This window comes from Streptomyces sp. NPDC034670, from assembly GCF_055574875.1.
In genome coordinates, this window is sequence record NZ_JBVITR010000030.1 from 63,602 (window position 1) to 89,732 (window position 26,131).

Below are 26,131 nucleotides of genomic sequence, written 5' to 3' on the forward strand. Positions count from 1 at the left end.
CGGTGGGCGTGGAGAAGGCGGTCCCGCGGTCCTCAGTCGCCGTCGAGGTCGATGACCGCGCGCACCCGCTTGCCGACCGGCACCCGCTCCACGCTGATCTCCCGGGTCAGCGCCCGTACGATCTCCAGACCGTGCCGGCCGACCCGCTGGGGGTCGCGGGGGAAGACCCGGGGCAGTGTGGAGCTGCTGTCGTAGACCGCCACCGTGAGCGAGCTGTCCGTCCCCTCCAGCTCCAGGATGTACGGCCCGTTGCTGTACCGGTCCGCGTTGGTGACCAGCTCGCTCACCACCAGCAGGGCCGCGCCGTCGGTCCGCTCGTCGATCCTGGCGCACCACTCGGTCCTCAGCTGCTCCAGGAAGAGGGCGGTGAAGGCCCGCGCCTCGGCGATGCACCCCGGCTCGCCGGTGAAGTGTGCCGCCCGCCGCAGCGGTTCCACGGGCACGTCGAAACCAGTCGGTATCACTGCCCCGTCCAGGTGATGGATCATGCGTTTCTCTCCGGGAAGCCGGGTGGACCGGATGTCCTGCACCCGTCCTGGTACCCCGGGTCCGGCGGTGCAGTCCCCCTGATCGGTGTTCGCCTCCGGCGGGCGGGGAACCCGGGTCCCGCCGGGTGCGCGGCGGACGCCGGCCCGGCGGGAAGGGCGTGCCATGAACGAGCCGGTGGCGGTGCGGAGCCTGACGACCCTGCCCGTGGTGACACTGGGCGGCGATGCCCTCGCCCACGTCAAGGACACCGTGTTCGACGCCTCGGCCACCCGGATCACGGGCTTCACCCTCACCGGCCGGGACCTGCTGTCGGGACCGCTGCCCCGGGACCTGCCCTGGCCCGCGGTGCACTGCCTGGGCCACCACGCGGTCATGGTCCGCGGACGGGAGGCGCTGCTCGACGTGCCGCCGTCGGTGGCGCGCCGGGACGCCCTGCGCGGGCGGCTGCTCGGGGCGCAGGTGGTGACCGACGCGGGCGACGCGGTCGGCACGGTGCTCGACGTCCTCGTCGAGGGCGGCACCTGCGGCCGGGTCGTCGCCTTCCGGCTCGCCGCGCACCGGGAGCCGGCGCGCGGCTCCCGGCACCACCGGCACCACCGGGACCGCGTGTACGTGCCGCACGGCGAGGCGCTGAGCCTCTCCGGCCGGACGCTGGTGATCCCCGCGCACGCGGCCGCCCACGTCACCGACGGGCCGCCCGGCTCCACGGCCCGCGTCCGCCACGGCTCCGGGAGGGGCGTGCCGCCGTGATGCTGTTCTCCCGGGTGCGCGGGCTGCCCGTCCTGGCTGCGGGCGGCGCGGACCGGCTGGGGACCGTGCGGGCGCTGACGGTCGACGCGGCGTCGCGGACGGTCACGCACGTCCGGGTACGGCGCGGGTGGCTGCGCGGGGAGACCGTGCTCGCCCTGGGCTCGGTGGCCGCCGGCCCGGACGGGCTGACCGTGCGCCCGCCGGACGGCGGGCCGTCCGGGGAGCCGCACCGCGAGCTGCTGGGCAGCAGGGTCCTCACCGAGTGCGGTGAGGAGCGCGGCACCGTGCTCGACGCGGCGTTCGACCCGGCCGACGGCCGGATCGAGGCGGTCCTCACGACGTTCGGCGAGGTGCCGGCCGGCCGTCTGCTGGGGCTCGGCGACCACGCCCTGGTGATACGGACCGGTCACCCGCACCCCTGCTGAGGCGGCCCGGGCGGGCCGGGGCCGAGCACCGGGGGCGGGCCGACGCGGACGGACCTCCCGGCGGGCGGCGCCCGTCTCCCCTGCTTAGCGTGGCAGCGTGAGTCCACCCACCCTCTCCGACCGGGCGGCCGCCCGGCACGGCTGGGCGCAGGCCCTCGCCACGGTGCTCGGCGGACTGGTCGCCATGGGTGCGGCGGCCGCGCTGGGGCTGTGGGCGGCCGGTGCCGCGGACCTGCCGGACGGTGCCTTCCCCCGGGTGGTCGCGGCGACCGTGGTCACGTCCGTCGGGGGCACCGTGGAACTCTCCGGGGACGCCGGCGCGCTGGCCGGCGCGGAGGGCGGCCTGACGGTCGTCCCGCTGTCCGTCACCCTCGCCGGGGCGCTGGTCGTCGGCTGGGGTTTCCTGCGCCCGTTGCGGCACGGGGCGGCCGCCGGGGCGCCCGAGCCGGCCGGGTGGGCCGCGAGGATCGCCGTCCTGTGGCTGCTCGCGCTGCTCGGGCTGGCGCTCGCCGCGCGGCACACGTTCGAGATCCCCCTCGGGGAGGGACTGCTGGGCGACCTCGGTGACCTGTTCGGCATCAGACCCGAGGTCGGTTTCTCCACCGACGTCCCCTCCACCGTCCTCGTCGGCCTGGTCTGGCTGGCCGGGGTGCTGGTGCCGGCCCTGCTGGTGTCGCGCGACGCACCGTTGCCGGGCCGGCTGCCGGACCTGCGGGCGTCGGTGCGGCCCGCGGCGCACGCGACGGTGCAGCTGCTGCTCGCCTGCGTCGTGATCGGCCTCGCCGTCGCGCTGGCCGTCGCCGCCACGCGCGGGCACCCGGCCGAGACGTTCGCGGTGATCCTGCTCGGGCTGCCCAACGTGGCCTGGCCGGCGCTGACCATCGGGTTCGGCGCCACCTGGGACGGCAGGGTGGACGGGCCCCTCGGGCTGCCCATGCCGCACGTCCTGGACGAGGTGCTGCGCGCACCGGACGTCACCGCGCTGAACCTGGGCACCCTCGCCGAGCACGACGGCCGGGTGTGGTGGCTGGTGGTGGCCGACGCGGTGCTGCTGCCGGCCGCGGCCTTCGTCATGGCGGCGCTGTCCCCGGCCCGGGTCCGCCCCTGGCAGCACGCCGTGCGCATGGCGGTGGCCCTGGCGCTCGCCGCGCTGATGATCTGCCTCGTGGCCCGGGTCGACGCGCGGATCGGCCTGTCCGTGCTCGGCATCGGCGACTTGGGCGAAGGGCTCTCCGGGCGGGTGCTGCTGAGACCCCGGCCGTGGAGCACGCTGGGCCTGGCCCTGCTGTGGGGCCTGGTCGCGGGGTTCGTGGGGGCGCTGCTGGAGCGGGGGGTGCGCCGGCGGGGCGGGGGCGACCGCTGACCGGGGCCGCTCCCGCGGGCCGGGCGCCGGGCCGGCTGCCGCCGCCGCGGGGCGGGCGTGGCCGGAGGCGGGTGCCGTCGTCGCCGTCCCCCGTCCGCCCCGTCCGCTACTTCCGCATCACGGCCGGTTCGTGGCGCCGCAGCAGGCGGGCCACCAGCAGACCGTAGAGCAGCGAGAGGGCGAGCAGCATGCCGACGGCGAGCAGCCACGCGTCCGCCGTGTGCGCGAAGAGCGCGTCACGGCTCAGGTCGCCGGGTGAGAGCGCGGTCAGGTCGATGGTGCCGGCCATCGCGGCGAGTCCCCAGCGGGCGGGCACCAGCCAGGCCACCTGCTCCAGCACGAGCACGCCCTCGAGCGGCAGCAGGGCGCCGCAGAAGACGACCTGGACGATGGCGAGCAGCACCAGCAGCGGCATCGTCACCTCCTCCTTGCGCACCAGCGCGGAGACCAGCAGCCCGAGCATCATCGCGGTGAGGGCGAGCAGCGCGACGGCGACGGTGAGCTCGGCGAGGGGCGGCATCAGCACGCCCTCGCCGCCGGGTGCGTTCAGGTCCACTCCGAGCAGCGCGACGAGGGTCAGCACCACGGCCTGCAGCGCGGTGACCGTGCCGAGCACGACCACCTTGGACATCAGGTACGCCGATCTGGACAGGCCCACGGCCCGCTCGCGCTGGTAGATCACCCGTTCCTTGACGAGTTCGCGCACCGCGTTGGCCGCGCCGGTGAGGACCGCGCCGACGCACAGCAGGAGCAGGGTGTTCATGGCGGACCTGCGGGTCAGCTCGTCGCCCGCGAGGGCCCGCGCCATGCCGCCCATCACGAACGGCAGCGCGATCATGACGGTGAGGAAGGTGCGGTCCGCGGCGAGGGCGGCGGTGTAGCGGCGCGCCAGGGTGCGGAGCTGGCCGCCCCAGCCGCGGGCCCGGGGCGGGGGCCCCACGTCGACCGGCTCCCCGCGGGGCCGCCGGGGCTGGGCGGCGGCCCCGGCGACGTAGCGCCGGTGGAAGGGCGAGTCCCGGTACTGCCCCGCCCAGTCCCGGTCCTTCTGCTGCTCGAACGCCTCGAAGGCCTCCGGCCAGTGGGCGAAGCCGAGGAAGGCGAGGGCGTCGCCGGGCGGGCCGTAGTAGGCGACCCTGCCGCCGGGGGCGAGGACGAGGAGGCGGTCGCAGACGTCCAGGCTGAGCACGCTGTGGGTGACGACGATGACGGTCCGGCCGTCGTCGGCCAGGCACCGCAGCATGTGCATCACCGAGCGGTCCATGCCGGGGTCGAGGCCGGAGGTCGGCTCGTCGAGGAAGAGCAGCGACGGCTTGGTCAGCAGCTCCAGCGCGACGCTGACCCGTTTGCGCTGGCCGCCGGAGAGGCTGTGCACGTGCTGGCGGGCCCGCTCCCCGAGGCCGAGCTCACGCATCACCTCGTCGACCCGGGCCCGGCGTTCGGCCGGGGCGGTGTCCTGCGGGAAGCGGAGTTCGGCGGCGTAGGACAGGGCGGCGTGGACGGTCAGCTGGGTGTGCAGGATGTCGTCCTGCGGGACGAGGCCGATGCGCTGGCGCAGTTCGGCGTAGTCGTGGTAGAGGTCGCGGCCGTCGTAGAGGACGGTGCCGTGGTCGGCGGGGCGCTGGCCGGTGAGCGCGTTCATCAGGGTCGACTTGCCGGAGCCGCTCGGGCCGACGACCGCGAGCAGGCACTTCTCCCCCACCGGGAAGGAGACGTGGTCGAGGAGGTGCGTGGCGCCCCGGTCGACGACGACGGTGAGGTCCTGGACGTCGAGGGAGACCTCCCCGGTGTCGACGTACTGCTGGAGCTCGTCGCCGATCAGGCTGAAGTCGGAGTGGCCGACGCCGACGATGTCGCCGTGGCGGATGTCGGCCCGGTCGACCGGTACGCCGTTGAGGTAGGTGCCGGTGTGGCTGCCGAGGTCGACGATCTCGTACGAGCCGTCGGCGTGGACGTGCAGTTCGGCGTGGTAGCGGGAGACGAGCAGGTCGCCGACGACCAGGTCGTTGTCGGGGGCCCGGCCGATGCGGACGGTGCGGGTGGGCAGCGGCCGTACGGCGGCCGGCTGCCGGAAGGTGTGGGTGAGGGCCGGGCGGGAGACGGCCGACGGCCGCTCGCGCGCGGGGGCGGTGAGGACGGCGCGGGGGCCGTCGTCGGGGCTGCCGAAGCGGATGACGCTGCCGGGGCCGACCTCTCCGGTGCGGATGCGCCGGCCGTCGGCGTAGGTGCCGTGGGCGCTCTGCTCGTCCTCGACGGTCCAGTGCCCGTCCTCGGGGTGGAGCACCGCGTGGTGCCAGGAGACCCGGGCGTCGTCGAGGACGATGTCGCTCGACGGGTCACGTCCGACGTGGTAGTCGCGGACCGGAGTCATCCGGGTGGAGCCGGTCTCGGTCTCCAGCACGAGCTCCGGCGCGACCGGCCGCTCCGTCATGTCTGAATTCTACCGACGGGTCCGTTCGGGTGCCCGGCGTGGGGGCGGGGGTCAGGCGACCGGGACGCCCGGTGAACGGGCGGCGCGCTGCATGCGCAGGGCGTCCACGGACTCGGCCAGCAGCTCGTACTCGGTGGTGTCGTCGCCGGTGGCGACGCGCACCAGGCGTCCGGCGGCCAGCGCCTCGGCCACCTCCTCCTGCCGGGCGACGTCGCCGCACCAGGCGCGCAGCACGGCGGGCACGTCGGGCACGCCGTCGGCGACGGGGACGAGCGCGCCCGGCGGTAAGTGCTCGGCGTCGGGCTGCGGGTCGAGGCGCTCGGCGATCCAGGAGGCGCGGTCGCGCAGCCACCACAGGGCGAGGGCCAGGGTGGGCGCCCGGTAGGTGCCCAGCGGTACGCCGATGCGCCGGCCGTCGCAGACACCGTAGGCCGTGACGTGGCACAGGAATTCGTCGTGCACGTTCCCCTCCCCCGCTGCGTTGCCCGCCGCCGGGCGAACGGGTTCGCCGCTCGTCCGTGGCTCGCGTGCTGTGCGTGAGGGCGCCGTCGCGCGGTGTGAAGCGCTCTCGTGTCGAGTATGTTCACCGCTGAAACACTGTCACCACGTGTTTCCGGCCACTCTCCTGGCATATTCACGGCCGTCCGTGGCCGAAACGCCGCGCGTGCCGGCCGGCGGCCGTACGGAGGCGGGACGCGCCGGCGGCCCCGGGGCTCACGAGGCGGTCGGCCCCGCCCCTCGGGGGCGGGGGGTGCGCGGCCGCCGGTCCGCCGGCGCGTGCGGTCCCTACTGCTTGACGACGGCGTCGATGCGGGCCAGTTCCTCCGCGTCGAAGCCGAGGGCGCGGGTGGCCGCGACGCTGTCCTCCAGCTGCCGCGGGCTGCTCGCCCCGACCAGGGCGGAGGTCACCCGGCCGCCGCGCAGCACCCAGGACAGCGCCATCTGCGCCAGGGTCTGGCCGCGGGAGGCGGCGATCTCGTTCAGCGTGCGCAGCCGGCCCACCAGCTCCTCGGTGAGGGCGTCGGTCTTCAAAAACGGGCTGTCGCCCGCCGCCCGGGAGTCCTCGGGGATGCCGTCGAGGTAGCGGGCGGTCAGCAGCCCCTGCTCCAGCGGGGAGTAGGCGATGGAGCCGACCTGCAGTTCGTCCAGGGCGTCCAGGAGGCCCTCGTCCTCCGGGCGGCGGTCGAGCATCGAGTAGCGCGGCTGGTGGATCAGCAGCGGGGTGCCCAGCTCGCCGAGGATGCGGGCGGCCTCGCGGGTCTGCTCCGCGGAGTAGTTGGACACGCCGACGTAGAGCGCCTTGCCCTGCTGGACCGCCGTGTGCAGGGCGCCCATCGTCTCCTCCAGGGGAGTCTCGGGGTCGAAGCGGTGCGAGTAGAAGATGTCGACGTAGTCCAGGCCCATCCGGGCCAGGCTCCGGTCCAGCGAGGACAGCAGGTACTTGCGCGAGCCCCATTCGCCGTACGGGCCGGGCCACATCAGGTAGCCGGCCTTGGTGGAGATCACCAGCTCGTCGCGGTACGGCGCGAAGTCCGCCTTCAGCGCCTCGCCGAACGCGGACTCGGCGGCGCCGGGCGGCGGGCCGTAGTTGTTGGCGAGGTCGAAGTGGGTGACGCCGAGGTCGAAGGCGCGGCGCAGGATGGCGCGCTGGGTCCCGGCCGGGCGGTCCGGCCCGAAGTTGTGCCACAGGCCGAGCGAGAGCGCGGGGAGCTTCAGGCCGCTGCGTCCGGTGCGCCGGTAGGGCATGTCCGCGTAACGGTCGGGGTGTGCGGTGTACAACACGACTCCAGAGGGGTTGGCACATGACTCGGCGGTTCCGTCGAACCGCCGTTCCACTCTGCCGTGACCTGCGGGCAGTGGTCCAACAGGAGAATCCGATGGGATCGTGCGGATACGCTTCTCAATCATGGAACTGCGCCACCTCCGGCACTTCGTCGCCGTCGCCGAGGACCAGCACTTCACCCGGGCGGCGGAACGGCTGATGGTCTCCCAGTCGGGCCTGTCCGCGTCCATCCGCGCCCTGGAGCGCGAACTGCGGACGCCGCTGTTCGTGCGGACGACCCGCAGGGTGACGCTCACCGAGGCGGGGCGGGCGCTGCTGGCGGAGGCCGAGCGGATCCTGGCGCAGGTGCGGGCGGCGCACGAGGCGGTGGCCGCGGTGCAGGGCGTGCTGCGCGGCACGCTCGCGCTGGGCGCCGAGCAGTGCATCGCCGGAGTGCACGTGGCGCGGCTGCTCGCGGCGTTCCGGCGGCGCCACCCGGACGTGGAGATCCGGCTGCGGCAGTGGGGGTCGGCCGCGCTCGCGGAGGAGGTCGCGGCGGGACGGCTGGACCTCGCCTTCGCCTACCGGACCGAGACGGATGCGGACCACCTGCGGTCGGTGCCGCTCACCAGCGAGCCGATGACCGTGCTGTGCCACCCCGGCCACCGCCTCGCGCGGGCCGGGGCGCCGCTGGCCCCGCGCGACCTGGCCGGTGAGGTCTTCGTGGACTTCCACCCCGACTGGGGCCCGCGCCGCGCCACCGACGCCGCCTTCGCCGCCGCCGGGGTGCGGCGCACGGTGGCCCTGGAGGTGAACGACGTGCACAGCCTGCTCGACCTCGTCGACGAGGACCTGGGCGTCGCCGTCGTGCCGCGCCACTTCCGGCACAAGCGCGAGGCGCTGGCCGCGCTGCCGCTGAGGGACACCGGCGAGTCGGCCTACGAGACCGTCGCCCTGGTGCCGGCCCCGCGGGCCACCAGCCCGGCGGCGCGGGCCCTGATGGCCCTGCTGGACGACGGGGGCGCGTGAGCGGCGGCGATGCGCGAAGGTGGACCCATGCACGCCAAGGACATCCTCATCGACGGCTTCGGCCGGATCCGCGAAGAAGTCCACGCCGCCGTCAAGGGCCTGGGCCCCGACGCCCTCAACGCCCGGCCCGGTTCCGGGGCCAACTCCGTCGCCTGGCTGGTCTGGCACCTCACCCGGGTCCAGGACGACCACGTCGCGGACGCCTTCGGCCTCGACCAGGTGTGGCTCTCCGGAGGCTGGGAGAAGCGCCTCGGCCTCGGCCTGCCCCACCGCGACACCGGATACGGGCACGCCCCGGCGGAGGTCGCGAAGGTGCGGGTCGACTCCGCCGACCTGCTGACCGGCTACCACGACGCGGTGCACGAGCAGACGCTCGAGGCCCTGCGCGCGCTGACCGCCAGGGACCTGGAGCGGATCGTGGACGAGCGCTGGGACCCGCCGGTCAGCCTGGGCGTGCGGCTGGTCAGCGTCCTGTCCGACGACCTGCAGCACGTCGGACAGGCCGCCTACGTACGGGGGCTGCTTCAGAGCACGGACGCGTAACCGGGCAGGACCACGTCCCGGATCAGGGCGCTGCGCTCGTCGAACGGCAGGAACGCGCTCTTCACCGCGTTGACCGTGACGGTGCGCAGGTCCTCGGCCGTCCAGCCGGCCTCCTCCACCAGCAGGGACATCTCGCGGGTCATGGTGGTGCCCGACACCAGCCGGTTGTCGGTGTTGACGGTGACGCGGAAGCCGAGGTCCTTCAGCGCGGTGATCGGGTGCTCGGCGATCGAGGCCGCGGCGCCGGTCTGGAGGTTGGAGGTGGGGCACATCTCCAGCGCGATCCTGCGGTCGCGCACCCACCCCGCCAGCCGGCCGAGCTTGCCGGCCGCGAGGTCGGGGATGTCCTCGGTGATGCGCACGCCGTGCCCGATGCGCTGGGCGCCGCACACCTGGAGGGCCTGGTGGATGCTGGGCAGCCCGTGGGCCTCACCGGCGTGGATGGTGAAGGGCACGCTCTCGCGGCGCAGGTGCTCGAACGCGTCGAGGTGGTCGGCGGCCGGGAAGCCGTCCTCGGCGCCGGCGATGTCGAAGCCGACGACCCCGGCGTCCCGGAACGCCACGGCCAGGTCGGCGATCTCCCGCGTCCGGTCGAACATCCGCATGCCGCACAGCAGCGTCCCGACCCGTACCGGCGTGCCCGCCGCGGCCGCCTTGGCCATGCCGGCCGCGAGCCCCTCCTGCACGGTCTCGACGACCTCGGACGGGGTCAGCCCGCCCCTGGTCATCAGCTCGGGGGCGTAGCGCACCTCGCCGTAGACGACGCCGTCGGCCGCGAGGTCGAGCACGTACTCCTCGGCGGTGCGCAGCAGCCCCTCGCGGTGCTGCATGACGGCGAGGGTGTGCTCGAAGGTGGCTATGTAGCGGACCAGGTCGCCGGAGCCGGCGGCCTCGACGTACCAGGCGGCGAGCTCGTCGGGGTCGGTGGTGGGCAGGGCGTGGCCGACCGCGTCCGCGAGCTCCACCAGGGTGGTGGGGCGCAGGGCGCCGTCGAGGTGGTCGTGCAGCACGGCCTTGGGCAGCCGGCGGAGGGTGTCGGTGTCGATGCGGGGCGCGGTCATGGGCGGGTGTTCCTCGGTGGTTCGTTCCGGTGTGCGGGGTCGTCAAGGGGGATGACCGGAGAGGTTATACGTAAAACTCACGGACGCGCCAGTCCCGCCCCGCCGACCGCATCCCGGACGGTGCGGGATCCGGGGCGCGGCCGGCGGGGCGGACGGGGTCCGCCAGGGTCTTTCGTTCGGCTCGGGCCGGACCTCCCGAGCCGAACGAAAGGCTCTAGGGGTACGCGTACGTGTTGAGGGCGGCGACGGCGGACGCCGGGTCGCCGAGGTCGTAGCGGTCCACGGCGAGGTAGTTGGGCTTCTTGCGGGCGGCCGGCTGGCAGAACCGGCGGGCGCGGTCGGCGAGTTTGGAGTTGTCCGTGCCGGCCGTGGAGGCGATCGCGGCGTCCCGGAAGTGGTTCATGACGAACAGCGGGCGGAAGCCGGGCTCGGTGCGGGTCAGCGGGATGTCGTCGCCGGCGCCGTACCAGCGGCTGGAGCAGGACCAGTCGGACGCGCCGACGCCCGGCCCCATGGACCAGTGGTTCTCGACGGTCCACTCGCGCTGGTACATCACGCCGAAACCGTCCCGGGTGAGCCCGGCGGCCCGGTCGGCGGCCCGGCTGTGGTCGGTGAAGATCAGCAGTCGGTGCCCGGCGGCGGTCAACTGCCCCATGGCCGGCCAGCCGTTCTCGCGCACACCGGTGCGGTCCGGCCGGTAGAGCACGTCCGACAGCCCCCGGACCCGGGCGAGTTCGGCGCGCAGGACGTCCGGGTCGACGTAGTCCTCCAGGAAGACGGTGACGAACTGGTCGGGGTGGGCGTGGAGGAAGTCGACGATCCGCTGGAGGTCGACCCACAGGGCGACGGGCCTGCCGACCAGCGTGCAGCTGTTGTGGCAGAGGATCGCGCCGTCCGGGGTCTGGTGGACGTCCAGCATGAATCCGCGGACCCCGTCGGCGAGTTGGCGCTCGATGCCCCGGGTCTGGTTGGGGAAGAGGTTGACGAACGGCGGGGCGAATCCGCCGTCGACCCCGTTGGCGTAGGCGTTGTGGGCGGTGAGGAAGGTGACCTGGTCGAGGGTGCGCCGGTCCCGGGGCGGCAGGGGGCGGGTGACCGGGCGGACCGGGGTCAGGTACCAGGCGGCGAGGTCGTCCGCGCCGGTGCCGACGGCGAGGGCGGCGGGGTGGCCGGCGCCGGGGGACCCGGGGACGACGGTGAGGCGGCGGTCGGTGCCGGGCACGGCGAGGGTGAACCGGTCGGCGCCGGCGGGGGTGATCCGCCAGGGGGCGTCCGGACTCGTGCAGGCGACGGTCCGGGCCCGGTCGCCGTCGCGGCCGAGGCAACTGCCCGGGCGGTCGGGGTTCTCCAGGAGGTGTGCGGCGCCGTCGGCCCGGAGGGTCCACTGCTGGTGGTCCTCGTCGCCGCGGGGTCTGTGCTGCTCGACGGATCCGGCGCGGTCGGCGGCGTTCAGGCCGGTGGTCGCGCTCTGGACGTAGTAGGTGTCCGGCGGCGGTGCCGCGTCGGCGCCGGCGGCGGGTACCGGCACCACGGCCGCCGCGACGAGCGCGGCGGCCGTGGTGAGCAGGAGGCGGGGGGTGCGCATGGCGGGTGCCCTTCGTCCGGGGGGCGTCCGCGCACGCGGGGCGCGCGCGGACCGCGACCCGATTGCGGTCAGGTGCATGACACCATGCCCCGCCGTCCTCCGTCAGCAGTACAGGTTGCCGCCCGGGGTCGTCCCCAGGATCTGGGCGAACCGCTGGTACGTGCTCACCCTGCTCTGCACCTGGGCCGGGTTCCGGCCGTCGCACTCCAGGGAGCCGTTGATGCTGCGGATCGTCTGGCCGAAGCCCGCCTGGTTGACCATGGCGCTGTGCCCCGTCATGCTGCCGGGGCCGGACTGGGTGTTCCAGTACCACAGGGCCGTCTTCCAGGCGACGGACGCGTCGTTCTGCACCAGCCAGGGGTTGTTCAGCAGGTCGATGCCGAGCGCGTCGCCCGCGGCCTTGTAGTTGAAGTTCCAGCTCAGCTGGATCGGCCCGCGCCCGTAGTAGGCGGACTGGCCGGCCGGGCAGCCGTACGGCTGTCCCCAGTCGCAGTAGTGCGAGTAGTTGGCCGTGTTCTGCTCGACCACGTGCACCAGACCGCCGGTCTCGTGGCTGACGTTGGCCAGGAAGGCGGCGGCCTCCTGCTTCTTCACCGTGTCGCTGCCGGTGTTGGCGAAACCGGGGTAGGCGCTCAGGGCGGCCGTGAGCCCGCTGTAGGTGTAGAAGGGGTTCCGGTTCGGGAACATCTGGTTGAACTGCGCCTCGGTCACCACGAAGTTGCCGACCGGCGTCCCGGAGCCGCTGTCACAGGCGTAGGGCTCCCAGTACCAGGTGCTGATCGTCGGGTCGTAGCCCGGGTTGGCGTGCTCGGCGATGTACGCCTTGCCGTCGGTGTAGCGCACGATGTCACCGGCGTTGTACGACTTCCCGGCCTGCCAGGCCGGGTAGCTGGAGCAGGAGGCGGCGACGGCGGTGGACGCGGGGAGCAGGACCGGTGCGCTGCCGGCCAGGACGACGGCGGTCAGCACGGCGGAGATACGGCGTTTCGACAAGGGGTCAACTCCTTTGCGGAACACGGCCGCTCCCGGACGAGGACATGCCTGGGCGGAGCCCGGCCCGCACGCGCCGACGAAGCCGGTCACGGCGCGGGGCGGCCGTGGTGGGGGGTGTGGAGCACACTCAACCGCTTTGGTCTGGACCAGTCAAGGGCGCAGACCAGTAATCCCCGATTGTCCGTCAAGTCACGTACCAGGCACCTCAGTTCGCGAAGGGAACCCCCGCCGCGGGAGTCCTCCTCCCGGTGCCCGCCGGATGCCGCCACGGCCCCTGCGCGGCGAGGCGCGGCGGCATTCCCTCGCCGCACCAGTGCGCCTCCTCCAGGTGCGGATGGCCCGAGAGGACGCACTCCTCGATGCCCGGCGCGCCGTACTCGTGGATCCGTGCGGCGACGTCGTCGTGGCTGCCGACCGGGGCGGTGCCCGCGTCGCCGCGCACCGGGCCGGCGCCGGCCCGCGGATCGGGGTGGGCCTCCAGCCCGTCCCGGGTGCCGCCGTGCGGGGCGAGCACGCGCCGCCGGCCCTGGCGCGGCGATGGCGGGCGTCCTTGCCGAGGAAGTCCCCGTAGGCCCGCGGCTCGTGGCTCTCGCCGCCGATGACGGCGTTCAGCAGTTCAGCAGGGGCCCGTCCGCCGGTCCGCCGCCGGAAGGCGGACGCCCTCCGCGCGGCGGGCCGGAAGGCCACCAAGAACTTCAGGCGCTGTTGTCACCCGGCTGGGTCCGCTGCGCCGGGCGGCACAGGAGCCGAGGCCCTCCCGGCCCGCGTGGAGCGAGACCGTGCGGAACCCGGAGCGCTTGCGAGCCGGGGGGCCGGGCGGCCGGCGGCGCGGTCAGTCGTCCTGCGGAGACGGGACCACCACGAGGAACGCGTCCGACTCCAGGTCCATGACGACCGTCGCGGGTTCGCCCTCGGCGCGGTGCCGGGCCGCGCACTCCTCCGCCGGCCAGGACCCGCGCGGGGCCCCCGCGGGAAAACGCTCCAGCACCTTCGCTCCCGTCACGGCAGTCATGGGGCGGACACCTCCTGTCGGTCTGCGGCCCGCGGGCCGCCTCGTTCCGTACGTTTTCCGTACGTTCCGGCTGCCCGGGATCGGAACGGACATGTGCGGAACGGATGTGTGCGGAACGCGCATGCACGAGACGGACACGTGCCGGGCGGGCACGTGCGGGACGCACACGTGCCGGGAACGCGCTCCGGCCGGCGGGGGATCACTCCCGCGCCTCCTTGCGTTCCCGGAAGAGCCGGCCCGGCCACCAGGCGACCGGCCCGAGGTCCAGGGCCAGGGCGGGCACCAGCAGGGAGCGCACGACCAGCGTGTCGAGGAGGACGCCGAAGGCCACGATGAAGGCGACCTGCGCCAGGAAGGCCAGCGGGATCACCCCGAGCGCGGCGAAGGTGGCGGCCAGCACCACGCCGGCCGAGGTGATCACTCCGCCGGTGCTGACCAGTCCGCGCAGCACGCCCTGGCGGGTCCCGTGCCGCAGCGACTCCTCCCGGACCCGGGACATGAGGAAGATGTTGTAGTCGACGCCCAGGGCCACCAGGAACACGAAGCCGTACAGCGGCACCGACGGGTCGGTGCCGGTGAAGCCGAACACGTGCGGGAAGACCAGGGCGGAGACCCCGATCGTGGCCAGGAAGTTGACCGCGACGGTGGCGACGAGCAGCGCGGGCATCAGCAGCGAGCGCAGCAGCACGGTCAGCACCAGGAAGATGACGACGAGGACCACGGGGACGATGAGGGTGCGGTCCCGCTCCGCCGTCCGCAGGGTGTCGTACTGCTGGGCCGTGTAGCCGCCGACGAGGGCGTCCGCGCCGGGGACGTCGTGCAGGGCGGTGCGCAGCCGGGCCACGGTGTCCTTCGCGGCGTCGCTGTCCGCCGCGGCCTCGAGGGTGACGTCGACGCGGACCCGCCCGTCGACCACCAGGGGTTCGCCGCCGGGGCGCCCGGAGGCCGTCGCACCGGCCGCCGAGGCGACGCCCTCGGTGTCCCGCGCCGCGGCCACGACGCGGTCCAGCCGGTCGGCGTCGGCGATGACCACGGTGGGGTTGCCGGAGCCGCCGGGGAAGTGCTCGGAGAGGGTCCGCTGGGCGGCGACCGACGGCGCGTCGTTGACGAAGGTCTCGTCGAGCGGCACGCCCTTGGACGCGAGGGTCGGCGCGAAGGCGGCGCAGGCGATCAGGGCGGCCAGCGTGATGGCCCACACCTTGCGCGGTGCCCCTCCGACGAGGGACGCGACGCGCTGCCACAGGCCGTCGCCGGTGCCCCCCTCCCGGCTGGCGCGCGGTTTCGCGGGCCAGTAGGCGGCGCGGCCGAGCAGGACGAGCACGGCGGGCAGGAAGGTCAGGGTGCTGAGCACGGCGCAGGCGATGCCGATGGCGCCGACCGGGCCGAGCGCCCGGGTGTTGGTCAGGTCGCTGAGCAGGAGGGCGATCAGGCCCAGGGCGACGGTGGCGGCGCTGGCCACGACGGCGCCCCAGGACCGCGCGAGCGCGGACCGCATGGCGGTGAAGCGGTCGTGGCCGGCCAGCTCCTCGCGGAAGCGGGCGGTGACCAGCAGGGCGTAGTCGGTGGCGGCGCCGATGACGAGGATGGACAGGATGCCCTGGACCTGGCCGTCGACGCGCACGACGCCGTGGTCGGCGAGGGCGTACACCACCGCGCAGGCCAGGGCGAGCGCCAGGACGGCGGACACGATGATCACCAGGGGCAGCAGGACGCTCCGGTACACCAGGACCAGGATCACCAGGACGGTCACCAGCGCGACGGCCAGCAGCAGGCCGTCGATGCCGGCGAAGGCGTCGGACAGGTCGGCCTGGGTGGCGGCCGGCCCGGCCAGCTGGACCGTGGTGCCCGGCACCTTCCCGGCCGCCGTGCGGATGCGTTCGAGCACGTCGGGGAGCCCGTCGCCGAGCCCGGGGTCCAGCTGGACGACGCCCTGCAGCGCCTCGCCGTCCTCGGACGGGACCGCGGGGGAGGTCCTGCCGACGACGCCCGGGGTGCCGGTGAGGGAGGCGAGCGCGCGGGTGGCCTCGGGCTGACGGTCCCTCACCGGGCCGTCCGCGGCTCCGGTCCACAGCACGATCGCCGGCAGCGTCTCGTCCTGCCGGAAGGCCTTCTGCGCCTCGATGACCTCCGTCGACTCGGCGGTGCGGGGGAGGAAGCCGGCCTGGTCGTTGACGGCCACCTCACCGAGTCTGCCGGCGTAGGGGCCGAACGCCCCTCCGATGCCGAGCCAGGCGACGAGCAGCAGGACGGGGACGAGCCGGCGGGCCCATCGGGATGAGGCGGTCATCGCTCTCCAGATGCAGTGATCATCATCTCAACGAAAAACAATCTCAATGATTGAAATAGATTGCGGGTGCGATCGTAGACCACCCCTGTCGCGCGGGTACGGCCGGGCCGGTCCGGCCGGTCAGTCCCGTCCGGGGGTCGCGCGGAGTGCGAGTTCCTCGTTCAGCGCGGCGAGAAACCGCAGGGCGACGGCGAGTTCCGAGTCGTCGAAGCGGGAGAGGGCCGCGCCCGCGGCCTGCGCGAGCGGACGGAAGTACGTCCGGGCCGCCGCCTTGGCGTCGGCGGCGTAGTACAGGTGGACCACCCTGCGGTCGGCGCTCTCCCGGACCCGGGTGACGTGCCCCGCGCGCTCCAGCCGGTCCACGCACGCGGTCACCGCCCCGGAGGTGAGCCCGAGGTGCTCCCTGAGCCGGCCGGGGGTCATCGGCTCGTCCGCGTCCAGGATCGCCGCGAGCGCCTGGACGTCGGTGGCGTGCAGCTCGTTGCGGCTCGCGAAGCCGTGGACCATGCGGTTGATCTCGCCGTTCATCCGGCGCAGCTGGACGGCGAAGGCCTGGAGGTCGGCCGCCTCCGGCGCCCGGAGCGCCTCGCGCTCCGCCGCCCGCTGTTCCGCGTCGTCTGCTGTGGCCACACGGTCACCCTATAGAAGCCCCGGCACCGGAAGGACGCCCCCCGCACCCCGTCCTCACCGCGCTCTACACATAAGGGAGAAATAAGAGCACTATAAAAATATCCGGCTCATACCGCATACCCCACCAGAAGCGGTCAGGCCCGCTAGCCCTAAGGAGACGACTCATGGCCAATGTCTCGCACTCGCGCAGTGACCTCGCCGGCCACCCCGATGCTCCCGAGATGCGCGCCCGGTACGACCGTGTGCTCGGCGGCCGTGACGTGGCCCTCGTGGACGGGCCGGTGTTCCTGCTCGGTCTGTACTGCGCGATGTCCCCGTGGATCCTCCACTACACGACGAGCCAGCCCGCGCTCGGGCCCCACAATCTGATCGCGGGCACCGCGATCGTCCTGCTGGCCCTCGGGTTCACCCGGGCCCCGGACCGCATGTACGGCCTCAGCGGGGCCATGTGCGCGCTGGGCCTGTGGATGATCGTCTCGCCGTGGATCGTCGGTCGGAACCCCGACGCCGGTGTGATCTGGAACAACATCGTCATCGGCGCCCTCACCCTGGCCCTGGGCACGGTCTGCCTCGCCACGGCGGCCAGGAGCACCTCCAGGCGGTAGACACGGCCGCCCGGCCGGTCCGCGCCCGCCGCGGGCCGGCGCTCCCCCGTCCGGGCCCGGCCCCGCGGGGACCGCGGGACCGGGACTGTCCTCACCGCCCCGGGGCAGACGCTCTGTGGCAGGGATGACGAGGAGAAGGGGCGAAATGGAGATCGGCGGCATCATCAGTGCCATCGTCATCGGCATCATCATCGGCGTCCTGGGCCGGCTCGTGGTGCCGGGACGCCAGCGCATCGGGGTCCTGTGGACGATCCTGGTCGGCATCGTGGCCGCACTCATCGGCTCGGCGCTCGCCGCCGCCCTGGGGGTGGCCGACACCAAGGGCGTCGACTGGGTGGAGTGGCTGATCCAGATCGGTCTCGCCGCACTCGGCGTGGCCGCACTGGACCGTGCGAAGGCGCGCCGCTGACCGGCCCCCGGCGACCGGGGGCGACCGCGCGGAACGGGTCCGGCGGGAAGCACGGCACGGTGCTTCCCGCCGGACCCGTCGCCTTGCCGCCGCTCTCCCGCGCGGCGTCGGCCGTGCGCCGAAGGGACGCGGCCCCGCGGCGTCACGGGGGACCCCCGCTCGCGGACCTCGCGGGAGTGCGCGCCGGACGCCGCGCGGCAGGCGGGAGGGTGACGGCAGGGTCTAGGGTGCTGTCGATCGAGCCGTCGTGAGGAGGGCCGGGCCCATGGTCGTGAAGGAAGCCGAACTGCCGTACCTGCGCCGCTGCGTGGAGCTGGCGGCCGAGGCGCTGGAGTCCGGGGACGAGCCCTTCGGCTCGGTCCTCGTCGCCGGGGACGGCACCGTGCTCGCCGAGGACCACAACCGGGTGGCCTCCGGGGACCGCACCCGGCATCCCGAGTTCGAGCTGGCCCGCTGGTCGGCGGCCCGCCTGACCCCCGACGAGCGGGCCGCCGCCACGGTGTACACCTCCGGCGAGCACTGTCCGATGTGCGCGGCCGCCCACGCCTGGGTGGGCCTCGGGCGCATCGTGTACGTCGCCTCCTCCGAGCAGTTGGCGTCCTGGCTCTCCGAGCTGGGGGTGCCCGCCCCGCCGGTGCGGACGCTGCCCGTCGCCGAGGTCGCTCCCGGCGTGGTCGTGGACGGCCCCGTCCCGGAGCTGGCCGAAGAGGTCAAGGAGCTGCACCGGCGGTTCCACCGCGCACGCGCCTGACCCGCGCGGGGCCCCGCCGGGCGAGGCGGGGCCCGAGGGTCCGCCCCCCCAGGGGGCCCGCCCGTCCGGGACGGGCCCGGCGGTACAGGGCCGCGCCGCCCGGCAGGAGCACGGCGCCGGCCGCGGGGACCGGGCCCCCGCCGGAGAGGACCGGCCCTCGCCGCGACGGGCGCCGGACGTGCCGCCGGCCGGCCGACAGGCGGGGGCCGCGAGGCCCGCTTATGGTGGGCGAGGACGCCGGTCCCGGTCCGCTGCGGGGCGTCCCTGGAGGCATCGATGCTGGCCAAGCTGTCCACGCGACCCTCGGTCCGGTGCCGCGCCGTGCGGTCCTCGGTCCGGCGCCGCGCGGCCACCGGCGCGGCCGGGCTGGCCCTGCTGGGTGCGGGGCTGACGGCCGTCGGCGGCACGGAGCCGGACCTCGGCCGGTTCTACGACCAGAAGATCACCTGGGCGGCCTGCGAGGGCGCGGGCCTGCCCGAGGACCTGCAGTGCGGGAGCATCACCGTCCCGCTCGACTACGCGAAGCCCGACGAGGGCACCCTGAAGCTGGCCCTCGCCCGCTACCGGGGCACCGGCGACCCGCGGGGCTCGGTGGTGCTGAACTTCGGCGGTCCGGGCGGTTCGGGCGTCCTGGGACTCGCCCACGGCGGCAAGGACTTCATGGGTCTGACCGACGACTACGACGTGGTCTCCTTCGACCCGCGCGGCGTCGGCCGCTCCTCACCGGTCAGCTGCGGCACGGAGGCCACCGGCCGGGCGCTGGAGGCGACCGGCGGCGAGGGCACGTCCGACCCCCGCGAGGCGCTCGCCCAGCTGCGCAAGGTGGCGGCCGAGTGCGCCGAGCACTCCGGACCCGTCCTCTCCCACATCGGCACCGTGGACGTGGCCCGCGACCTGGACGTGATGCGCCAGGTGCTCGGCGACAAGAAGCTCAACTACCTGGGCTTCTCCTACGGAACCCGGCTCGGCGCGGTGTACGCGGCCCGGTTCCCCGGGAAGGTGGGCCGGTTCGTGCTCGACGGTGTGGACACGCTGACCGATCCGCTGACCGAGCAGGGGGCGGCGAGCGCCCGGGGGCAGCAGAGGGCGCTGGAGAGCTTCCTCACCTGGTGCACGCAGGACATCGCCTGCCCGTTCGGGCAGGACGCGCGCGACGCCCGCCGGCAGGTGGTGAAGCTGGTCGCCTCGCTCGACGAGAACCCGGTGCCGACCGACTTCGGCTTCGAGTTCACCGGTCAGGACCTCGCCGGCGCCCTGGGGCAGGGGCTGTACAGCAAGGAGCTGTGGCCGCTGCTGCAGCGGGCGCTCGCGCAGCTGATGGAGGACGGGGACACGCGCGGAGTGGAGGCCTTCGCGACCGGCGGGGTGGCGCCGCCCCCGCCGCGGCGGGCCGACGACCCCCTCGTCGACGAGGAGGAGGTGCCGCTGGACAACCTTCCGGCGGCGCTGATGGCGGTGAACTGCGCGGACGACCCCGACCGTCCCACCGCCCAGCAGCTGACCCGGGACCTGGCCCGGCTGCGCGCCGTCTACGAGCAGGCCTCGCCGGTCTTCGGCCGGTACCGGCTCGCCCAGGTGCTGATGTGCCACGGCCGGCCCAGGGGCACCGACTACATCCGCGAGCGGGTCAAGGACCTCGACACACCGAAGATGCTGCTGGTCGGCACCCGGGGCGACCCGGCCACGCCGTACCGCTGGACGGTGGAGACCGCCGAGCGGCTCGGTGACGCGGCGGTGGTGCTGGACAACCGGGGCGAGGGGCACACCGGCTACGGGTCGTCCGAGTGCGTCCACCGCAAGGTCGACGACTTCCTGCTGTACGGATCCCTGCCGCGCGACGGCAGCTCCTGCGGTTCCGAGGAGGAGGACCGGTCCTGAACCGCCCGCGCGGCCTTCGCGGAACCGGTCCCGGCGCCCCCGCCGGCGGGCCCGCGCCCGCTCCGTCCCGCGCCCCGGAACCGGGCGGCACACCCCGAATGCCCGATACGGGAATCAGCCCTATGGTGCTGTCATGGAGCACGATCTGAGCCCCGCGACCCTCGCCGAACTGCGCCGGCCGCGCCCCTACCCCGCGGTCTCCGTGCTGACGCCGACGCACCGGCGCGCCCCCCTCGCCACGCAGGACGCCGTCCGGCTGCGCAACGCGGTGGGCGAGGCCAAGAGGAAACTGGAGGCCGACCCCGCCGTCAGCCGGGACCGGCGCGCCGACGTGGCCCGGCAGCTGGACCGGGCCCTGTCCGAGGTCGACCTGGCGCACAGCGAGGACGGCGTGGTCATCTTCGCGGCCCCGGGCGAGCACCAGGTGTGGTCGCTCACCCGTTCCGTGCCCGAGCGCGTGGTGCTCTCGGACACCTTCCTGACCCGCAACCTCGTCTCCGCCCGCACGGTGGAACGGCCGTTCTGGGTGCTGTCCGTCTCCGCCGACCGGGTCACCCTGTGGAGCGGCGGCACGGACCGGGTGGTGGAGGAACGCGCCGGGGGGTTCCCGCTGACCCGGGCCGTGGAGAACTTCGACCCGGAGCGGCTGGAGCGGATCGGCGACCAGCCGAGCGCGTTCCGCGACGAGGGCACCCGCAGGTTCCTGCGCGACGCCGACCTCGCGATGGGCGCGCTCCTGCGCACCCGTCCGCGGCCGCTGTACGTCACCGGCGCGCCGGCCGCCCTGTCCCTGCTGTCCGAGAACGGCAGCGTGACCGGGGACGCGGTGCACATCCCGCGCGGCGGACTCGCGCACGGCACGCCCGACGCGGTGTGGCAGGCGGTGCGGCCGGTGCTCGACGCCGAGGCCCGCAGGAGCACCGAGGAGGTGATGCGGGCCCTGGAGTCCGCCCGCGGACGCAGGCAGTTCGCGGCCGGGATCGACGAGTTGTGGCAGAGCGCCCGGGAGGGACGGGTGCGGCTGCTGGCCGTCGAGGAGAACTACCGGGTCGCGGTGCGTGTCACCGGCGATCACCTGGTCGTCGCCGAGGACGGCGCCCCGGACGCTCGCGAGGACGTCGTGGACGAGGTGGTGGAACAGTGCCTGGAGACCGGGGCCGAGGTCCGCTTCGTCCCGGACGGCGCCCTCGGGAACGCGGAGGGGATCGCGGGAGTGCTGCGGTACTGAGAAACGGGACGACCCACCGGTCGGCAGCGGGCGAACACCTGGCCGCCGGACGTGCGAGGGAGTCGTCAGCGGTATCCGACGTCACGTCATATCACTTGCGTATCATGGGAGTTGACGCCCGGGGCGGACCCCTCGCGCACACCTCGGAGCAACTCCCCGAAGACGTTGGCATATGCCGCAGGCACCGCCTTGTCGTGTGTTGCCGAATCCCTCACAGGGCGTCGCGGGCTGTGCAACAGTCGTAACGGTCCCTCCGTCCGCCCCCAGGCCGTACCGTTCCCATCGGAGTGCGTCATGCCGTCCCACCTCTCCGCGGGCCGCCCAGCCGCCCAGCCGCCGGGACCCGTCGGTGTCGACGCGCTCATCTCGCAGGCCCGGCGGCTCAGGGGCGAGGTGGACGCCGTACGGCGTGACACGCCGGCCGACCGGTCGGACCCGCGAAGCCGCTGGCGGCGCGCGCTGTACGAGCTGGCGCTGCACCAGCTCGACGACCTGGACGAGCACCTGGCGCAACTGCGGGACGGGCCGTCGCCGGTGACCGCCTCTCCCGCGCCCGCGCAGGACGGCGGGTCCCCGCTCGGCCGGGTCGGCAGTGCGGAGTGGAACCTGCTCACGGACGAGGCGAGCTGGTCCGGGGAGCTGTACCGCATCCTGGGCCGCGACCCGGCCGCTCCCCCGCTCACCCTCGACGAGCTGCCCTCCCTGGTGCACGACGAGGACCGGCCGAAGCTGACGGGGATGGTCACGGACTGCCTGGTCGACGCCCGGCCCATCGACGGGGAGTTCCGCGTCGTCCGCCCGGACGGCGGCGTGCGGACCGTGCACATGAGGGGCGAACCGGTGCTCGGCGCGGACGGCGGCACCACCTCGATGTGGGCCGTGCTGCGGGACGTCAGCGCGCTGCGCCGGCGCCGCCGGGCGGTGAGCGAGACCCGTGACTCGCTGCACCGCCGGCGGCGCGCCGCCGCGCGGACCGAGCGCCGGCTCGCGGTCGCCCTGCAGGAGGCCGTGCTGCCCCCGTGGCGCGGCTCCTCACGGATCCCGCGCGGCGGTCCGCGCGCCCTGGACCTCGCAGCCCGCCCCCTGCCGGCGTCGACGGGCACGCCGATCGGCGGCGAATGGTACGACGCCCTGGAGCTGGCCGACGGCACGACCCTGCTCGGCGTCGGCGACCTGACCGGGCAGGGGGTCGGCGCGGCCTCGGCCAAGGCGATGCTGCTCGGCGCCGTACGCGGCATGGCGATGACCGGCACCGAACCGGGTCCCCTGCTGGCCTGCCTCAACCGGTTGCTGGACGCCATCGTGCAGCCGGCCCTGGGCAACGCCGCCTGTCTGCGCTACCGGCCCGGCACCCGCTCCCTGGTGTGGGCGCAGGCGGGACACCCCGCCCCGCTGCTGTTCCGCGGCGGGACGGGGCGCGCGCTGGACGCACCGGGCGGCGTACCGCTCGGGGTCGCCCCCGGTGCCTCCTACGAGCAGGCCGAAGTGACCCTCGAGGTCGGCGACCTGCTGCTCCTGCACACCGACGGGCTGGTGCCCGGGCACGCCGGCACCGCGGCCGCCCGCCGGCTCCTCGGCCTGGCCCCGCACTTCGCCGAGGCCCGCACCGCCCAGGACTGCGTCCGCGCGGTCGTGAGGGAGTTCGGCGGGGGGGAACGCACGGACGGCGCCTGTGTGCTCGTGGCCCGGGTCGCCTCGTAGCGGACGTCCGACCGGGCCGTCCACGAGACGTCCGGGCGGCCCGCCGGGGAGGACGACGGCCGCGCACCGGTCCGGGGCCGGGGGTGCGGTGCGCCCTCACACCCGGGCTCCGGCGCCGCCCTTCCCCCTCGGCCTCGGCAGCGCCAGCCTGATCTCCTCCCTGAGTTCCTGGACCCTCGGGTAGGAGGCGTACTCGGCGGTGAGCCGGTACATCTGGCGCAGCCGGTCCCAGGTGCGGCGCGAGGAGTTGGAGCCCATCGACACCAGGGCCAGGCGCGCGTACCGGTCGGCCTGTTCGGGATCGTCCGCGAGGAAGCAGGCGGAGGCCATGGACAGGTGGTCGAAGATCTTCGACCGCTCCCGTCCGTCGACGCGCAGGGCCAGGGCCTTCTCCGCGTAGTACTGGGCGTGCACGGCCGCACCGGGCTCGAACTCGGCCAGCGTGCGGTAGGCCAGGGCCTGCATGCCGTACAGGTCCTCGTCCTTGAAGGTCTGCATCCAGTCCGGCGGCTCCAGGTCGGCCCTGGCGTCCGAGACGAACAGGTCCTCGGCACGGCCCAGGGTGCGGCGCATCGCCTGGCCCTTGCCCATGGACGCCTGCGCCCAGGCCTCGATGGTGTGGAACATCGCGCGGGTGCGCGGCAGCACCTCCTCGCCCGAGCCGGACTGGGCGAGCTTCATCAGGTCCAGGGCGTCGTCGGGCCGGCCCAGGTGCACCATCTGACGGGCCGCCCGGGACAGCGCCTCGCCGGCGCGCGGCCGGTCGCCGCCCTCCCGGGCCGCGTGGGCGGCGATGACGAAGTACTTCTGGGCCGTCGGTTCCAGGCCGATGTCGTGCGACATCCAGCCCGCGAGGACCGCGAGGTTGGCGGCGACGCCCCACAGGCGCCGCTGGAGATGGGGGGGATGGTGGTAGGCGAGGATGCCGCCCACCTCGTTGAGCTGGCCGACCACCGCCTTGCGCTGGAGACCGCCGCCCCGGGCGGCGTCCCAGGCGCGGAACACCTCCACGGAGCGCTCCAGTTCCTCGATCTCCTGCGACCCGATGGGGGCGGCCTCGTAGCGGTCGAACCCGGCGGGGTCGGCGTGCAGGGGACGGTCGAGGCGTGGAGCGTCGTCGGCCAGGGCCGGATCGGTGTGCAGCCAGTCGTGCATGGCGTTGCTGAGTGCGGATCCCGCGGCGAGCGCGGCGCCCGCGCCCACCAAGCCGCGTCGGTTGAGCATGAGGTCCATTCCCGTGAATTCGGTGAGGACCTCGGCCATCCGCTCGGGCGCCCACGGCACTCCGTCGGGATGTTCCGTCTTCCCGCCGCGTGGCCGTCTCCCCGTACGCCCGTGCCGGACCAGACCGAGGTCCTCGATGGTCACGACACGGCCGAGACGCTCGGTGAACAGAGCCGCCAGCACCCGCGGTACGGGATCGCGCGGGATCTCTCCCCTGTCGATCCAGCGCCGCACCCGGGAGGTGTCGGTCGCCAGCTGGGGGTGGCCCATGGCCGCCGCCTGCCGGTTGACCAGCCTCGCGAGTTCGCCCTTGGACCAGCCGGCCAGGCCGAACAGGTCCGCGAGCCGGGTGTTGGGTTGTCCGCTCACGTCAAGCCCCCAGGTTCTCGGCTGAGTTGACAGTAGCCCGGGGAGGGTTGCCGGGCGACTATTCGCCACGGTTCGCCAGGGTGCGCCAGATGGTGTGCCAGGGGGCCTTGGGTGTCGAGTAGGAACGCGCCACCACGACCCGGTCGCCGCAGGGGCACTCCCCAGGGTGCGCCTGGGCGGCCGGGCCGGGTGGTCGACGACGTCTCAGGCACACGAAGGGATCTGTATCGCCCATGTACGCAGCATCGTCCTCCGTGTCCGCCCCGCTCCGGCCGCTGCGTCCGCGTCCGTCGGACGGCGGCCCCTACCTCTCCCCCGCGCGCCCGGCCGCCCCCGTGCTCGGCGCGGACAGGGTACGGCGCCCCGCGGGACCGGGCCCCCAACCGCTCAGCGGGAGGCTCGACCTGTCCGGCCCGCAGGGCGCCCGGCTGCGCACGGCGGTCGCGTCGGTGCACCGCATCTGCCCGGAGTTCACCCCCGTGCAGGTGCTGCGCCGCAACGGCCGCTCCGTCCTCCTGGTGGGGACCGTCGGCCGGAGCACCGCGGTCGCCAAGTGCTTACTGGACCACTCCCCCGCGTGGAGCGAGCGGATCCGCCACGAAATAGCGGCATACCGCTCGTTCGTCCGGCACCGCCCGCCCGTGCGGGCACCCCGGCTGATCGCGGCGGACCCGGACAACTGCACGCTGGTGATCGAGCGGATGCCCGGCCGGGTGGCGGCGCTCCAGCGGCACCCGGCCGAGGCGCCGCCGCGGGCGGACATCAGAGCGGCGCTCGGCGCGATCTGCCGGCTGAACTCCTGGCGGCCGCCCGCCGGGACGTTCGACGCCCCGCTGGACTACGCGGCCCGCATCTCCCGGTACCACGAGCTGGGCCTGCTCACCGACCGGGACATGGGCGACCTGCAGAAGCTGCTGCACGGCATCTCGCTCGCCGCCGGACGCCAGGGCACGGGCCAGTTCTGTCACGGCGACGCCCTGCTCTCGAACGTCCTGATCTCACCGGCCGGTCCCGTGCTGGTGGACTGGGAGCACGCGGGCTGGTACCTGCCGGGCTACGACCTGGCGACGCTGTGGTCGGTCCTCGGTGACGCGCCGGCGGCCCGGCGGCAGATCAGCCAGATCGCGCAGTCGGCGGGCCCCGCCTCGCGTGACGCCTTCCTGGTGAACCTGATGCTCGTCCTGACCCGCGAGATCCGCACCCACGAGACGGCCGTGCAGCGTTCGATGCACGACCCGGCCCCGGCGGCACCGGGCCCGGCCCACCCGGGCGCCGCGCCGTCCGGCGAGGAGCAGCGGCTGCTGCTGCGGCGGCTGCACGACGACTGTCAGCTGGCCCGCCGGGCCGTGCGCGCGGCGGTCGGCACCCGCTGAGGGGACGGCGGGGGGGGGGGGGGGTGGGGGGGGGGGGGGCGGCGGACGTCCCCCCCCCCCCCCCCCCCTCCCCCCCCCACAAAAACCCTACCACAAACCACCCACCCCCACCCCCCCCCCCCCCCCCCCTCCGGGGGGGGCGGTCCCCCCCCCCCCCCGCCACCGCGGTGGGCCTACACGGGAGCCGGTGCGCCCGCCGCGGCGGTGTCCCGCCGGGGCAGCCCGGGCGACGGGAG

23 protein-coding genes and 1 pseudogene are annotated in these 26,131 nt (G+C 74.6%); 12 read left to right on the forward strand and 12 right to left on the reverse strand.

The features are described 5' to 3' along the window. Positions 1 to 32 precede the first annotated feature (32 nt). Positions 33 to 488 (reverse strand): ATP-binding protein, encoded by a 456-nt coding sequence (locus ACZ56B_RS20320; RefSeq protein ID WP_468792041.1) that lies wholly within the window; start codon positions 486 to 488, stop codon positions 33 to 35. A 163-nt stretch (positions 489 to 651) separates the two neighbouring features. On the opposite strand from ACZ56B_RS20320, the gene ACZ56B_RS20325 reads away from it, so the two are divergent. From ACZ56B_RS20325 to ACZ56B_RS20335, 3 genes are all read left to right on the forward strand, one after another. After that, positions 652 to 1,239, forward strand: a complete 588-nt coding sequence (locus ACZ56B_RS20325; RefSeq protein WP_468792044.1) for a PRC-barrel domain-containing protein — start codon at positions 652 to 654, stop codon at positions 1,237 to 1,239. After that, on the forward strand, positions 1,236 to 1,664 hold the full coding sequence (locus ACZ56B_RS20330; RefSeq protein WP_468792047.1) for a PRC-barrel domain-containing protein: 429 nt from the start codon (positions 1,236 to 1,238) through the stop codon (positions 1,662 to 1,664). The genes ACZ56B_RS20325 and ACZ56B_RS20330 overlap by 4 nt, the downstream gene beginning before the upstream one ends. Before the next feature lie 97 nt (positions 1,665 to 1,761). After that, on the forward strand, positions 1,762 to 3,027 hold the full coding sequence (locus tag ACZ56B_RS20335) for a streptophobe family protein (RefSeq protein ID WP_468792050.1): 1,266 nt from the start codon (positions 1,762 to 1,764) through the stop codon (positions 3,025 to 3,027). Between the two features lie 106 nt (positions 3,028 to 3,133). On the opposite strand, the gene ACZ56B_RS20340 is transcribed toward ACZ56B_RS20335, so the two are convergent. From ACZ56B_RS20340 to mgrA, 3 genes are all read right to left on the reverse strand, one after another. Then, positions 3,134 to 5,455 (reverse strand): ABC transporter ATP-binding protein/permease, encoded by a 2,322-nt coding sequence (locus tag ACZ56B_RS20340; protein WP_468792053.1) that lies wholly within the window; start codon positions 5,453 to 5,455, stop codon positions 3,134 to 3,136. 51 nt (positions 5,456 to 5,506) lie between these two features. After that, a complete protein-coding gene (locus tag ACZ56B_RS20345) occupies positions 5,507 to 5,917 on the reverse strand; it encodes a hypothetical protein (RefSeq protein ID WP_468792056.1) in 411 nt (136 codons plus the stop codon). A 324-nt stretch (positions 5,918 to 6,241) separates the two neighbouring features. Then, entirely contained in the window at positions 6,242 to 7,234 is a 993-nt protein-coding gene (gene mgrA, locus ACZ56B_RS20350) for an L-glyceraldehyde 3-phosphate reductase (protein WP_468792117.1), read from the reverse strand. A gap of 127 nt (positions 7,235 to 7,361) precedes the next feature. Here mgrA and ACZ56B_RS20355 point away from each other — a divergent pair, with 127 nt between their 5' ends. Then, positions 7,362 to 8,246, forward strand: coding sequence for a LysR family transcriptional regulator (locus tag ACZ56B_RS20355; RefSeq protein ID WP_468792059.1), 885 nt, complete (start codon positions 7,362 to 7,364; stop codon positions 8,244 to 8,246). Positions 8,247 to 8,273: 27 nt separating this feature from the next. After that, positions 8,274 to 8,789, forward strand: coding sequence for a mycothiol transferase (locus ACZ56B_RS20360; RefSeq protein ID WP_468792062.1), 516 nt, complete (start codon positions 8,274 to 8,276; stop codon positions 8,787 to 8,789). Here ACZ56B_RS20360 and ACZ56B_RS20365 read toward each other — a convergent pair. From ACZ56B_RS20365 to ACZ56B_RS20395, 7 genes and pseudogenes are all read right to left on the reverse strand, one after another. After that, positions 8,771 to 9,850 (reverse strand): adenosine deaminase, encoded by a 1,080-nt coding sequence (locus tag ACZ56B_RS20365; RefSeq protein WP_468792065.1) that lies wholly within the window; start codon positions 9,848 to 9,850, stop codon positions 8,771 to 8,773. The genes ACZ56B_RS20360 and ACZ56B_RS20365 overlap by 19 nt on opposite strands. 214 nt (positions 9,851 to 10,064) lie before the next feature. Continuing rightward, a complete protein-coding gene (locus ACZ56B_RS20370) occupies positions 10,065 to 11,435 on the reverse strand; it encodes a phospholipase (protein ID WP_468792068.1) in 1,371 nt (456 codons plus the stop codon). 102 nt (positions 11,436 to 11,537) lie between these two features. Then, positions 11,538 to 12,428 carry a glycoside hydrolase family 19 protein gene (locus tag ACZ56B_RS20375; protein ID WP_468792071.1) on the reverse strand — a complete coding sequence of 297 codons (891 nt, stop codon included), beginning with the start codon at positions 12,426 to 12,428 and terminating at the stop codon, positions 11,538 to 11,540. Positions 12,429 to 12,633: 205 nt separating this feature from the next. Then, positions 12,634 to 13,133: pseudogene (locus ACZ56B_RS20380) on the reverse strand (hypothetical protein); the annotation flags it as partial. 127 nt (positions 13,134 to 13,260) lie between these two features. Continuing rightward, positions 13,261 to 13,440, reverse strand: coding sequence for a hypothetical protein (locus tag ACZ56B_RS20385; protein WP_026085389.1), 180 nt, complete (start codon positions 13,438 to 13,440; stop codon positions 13,261 to 13,263). 199 nt (positions 13,441 to 13,639) lie between these two features. Further along, a complete protein-coding gene (locus ACZ56B_RS20390; protein WP_468792075.1) occupies positions 13,640 to 15,727 on the reverse strand; it encodes an MMPL family transporter in 2,088 nt (695 codons plus the stop codon). Positions 15,728 to 15,847: 120 nt separating this feature from the next. Further along, entirely contained in the window at positions 15,848 to 16,357 is a 510-nt protein-coding gene (locus ACZ56B_RS20395) for a MarR family winged helix-turn-helix transcriptional regulator (protein ID WP_468792078.1), read from the reverse strand. A 164-nt stretch (positions 16,358 to 16,521) separates the two neighbouring features. Between ACZ56B_RS20395 and ACZ56B_RS20400 the strand changes: the two genes are divergently transcribed. The 6 genes from ACZ56B_RS20400 to ACZ56B_RS20425 all read left to right on the forward strand — a co-directional run bounded on the left by ACZ56B_RS20400 (position 16,522) and on the right by ACZ56B_RS20425 (position 22,929). Then, entirely contained in the window at positions 16,522 to 16,962 is a 441-nt protein-coding gene (locus tag ACZ56B_RS20400; RefSeq protein WP_468792081.1) for an SPW repeat protein, read from the forward strand. A 145-nt stretch (positions 16,963 to 17,107) separates the two neighbouring features. Then, the gene (locus ACZ56B_RS20405) at positions 17,108 to 17,371 is read left to right on the forward strand and encodes a GlsB/YeaQ/YmgE family stress response membrane protein (protein ID WP_468792084.1); all 264 of its coding nucleotides are present in this window, start codon (positions 17,108 to 17,110) and stop codon (positions 17,369 to 17,371) included. A 265-nt stretch (positions 17,372 to 17,636) separates the two neighbouring features. Next, positions 17,637 to 18,122: a nucleoside deaminase gene (locus ACZ56B_RS20410; protein WP_468792087.1), complete on the forward strand. Its 486-nt coding sequence runs from the start codon at positions 17,637 to 17,639 to the stop codon at positions 18,120 to 18,122. Positions 18,123 to 18,398: 276 nt separating this feature from the next. Then, a complete protein-coding gene (locus ACZ56B_RS20415; protein ID WP_468792090.1) occupies positions 18,399 to 20,000 on the forward strand; it encodes an alpha/beta hydrolase in 1,602 nt (533 codons plus the stop codon). 133 nt (positions 20,001 to 20,133) lie between these two features. Next, positions 20,134 to 21,228: a baeRF3 domain-containing protein gene (locus ACZ56B_RS20420; protein WP_468792093.1), complete on the forward strand. Its 1,095-nt coding sequence runs from the start codon at positions 20,134 to 20,136 to the stop codon at positions 21,226 to 21,228. Between the two features lie 294 nt (positions 21,229 to 21,522). Continuing rightward, positions 21,523 to 22,929 (forward strand): PP2C family protein-serine/threonine phosphatase, encoded by a 1,407-nt coding sequence (locus ACZ56B_RS20425; RefSeq protein WP_468792096.1) that lies wholly within the window; start codon positions 21,523 to 21,525, stop codon positions 22,927 to 22,929. Between the two features lie 96 nt (positions 22,930 to 23,025). On the opposite strand, the gene ACZ56B_RS20430 is transcribed toward ACZ56B_RS20425, so the two are convergent. Next, on the reverse strand, positions 23,026 to 24,522 hold the full coding sequence (locus tag ACZ56B_RS20430) for a DNA-binding protein NsdB (RefSeq protein ID WP_468792099.1): 1,497 nt from the start codon (positions 24,520 to 24,522) through the stop codon (positions 23,026 to 23,028). Between the two features lie 233 nt (positions 24,523 to 24,755). Here ACZ56B_RS20430 and ACZ56B_RS20435 point away from each other — a divergent pair, with 233 nt between their 5' ends. Next, positions 24,756 to 25,895, forward strand: a complete 1,140-nt coding sequence (locus ACZ56B_RS20435) for an aminoglycoside phosphotransferase family protein (protein ID WP_468792102.1) — start codon at positions 24,756 to 24,758, stop codon at positions 25,893 to 25,895. The last annotated feature ends 236 nt before the right edge of the window (positions 25,896 to 26,131 follow it).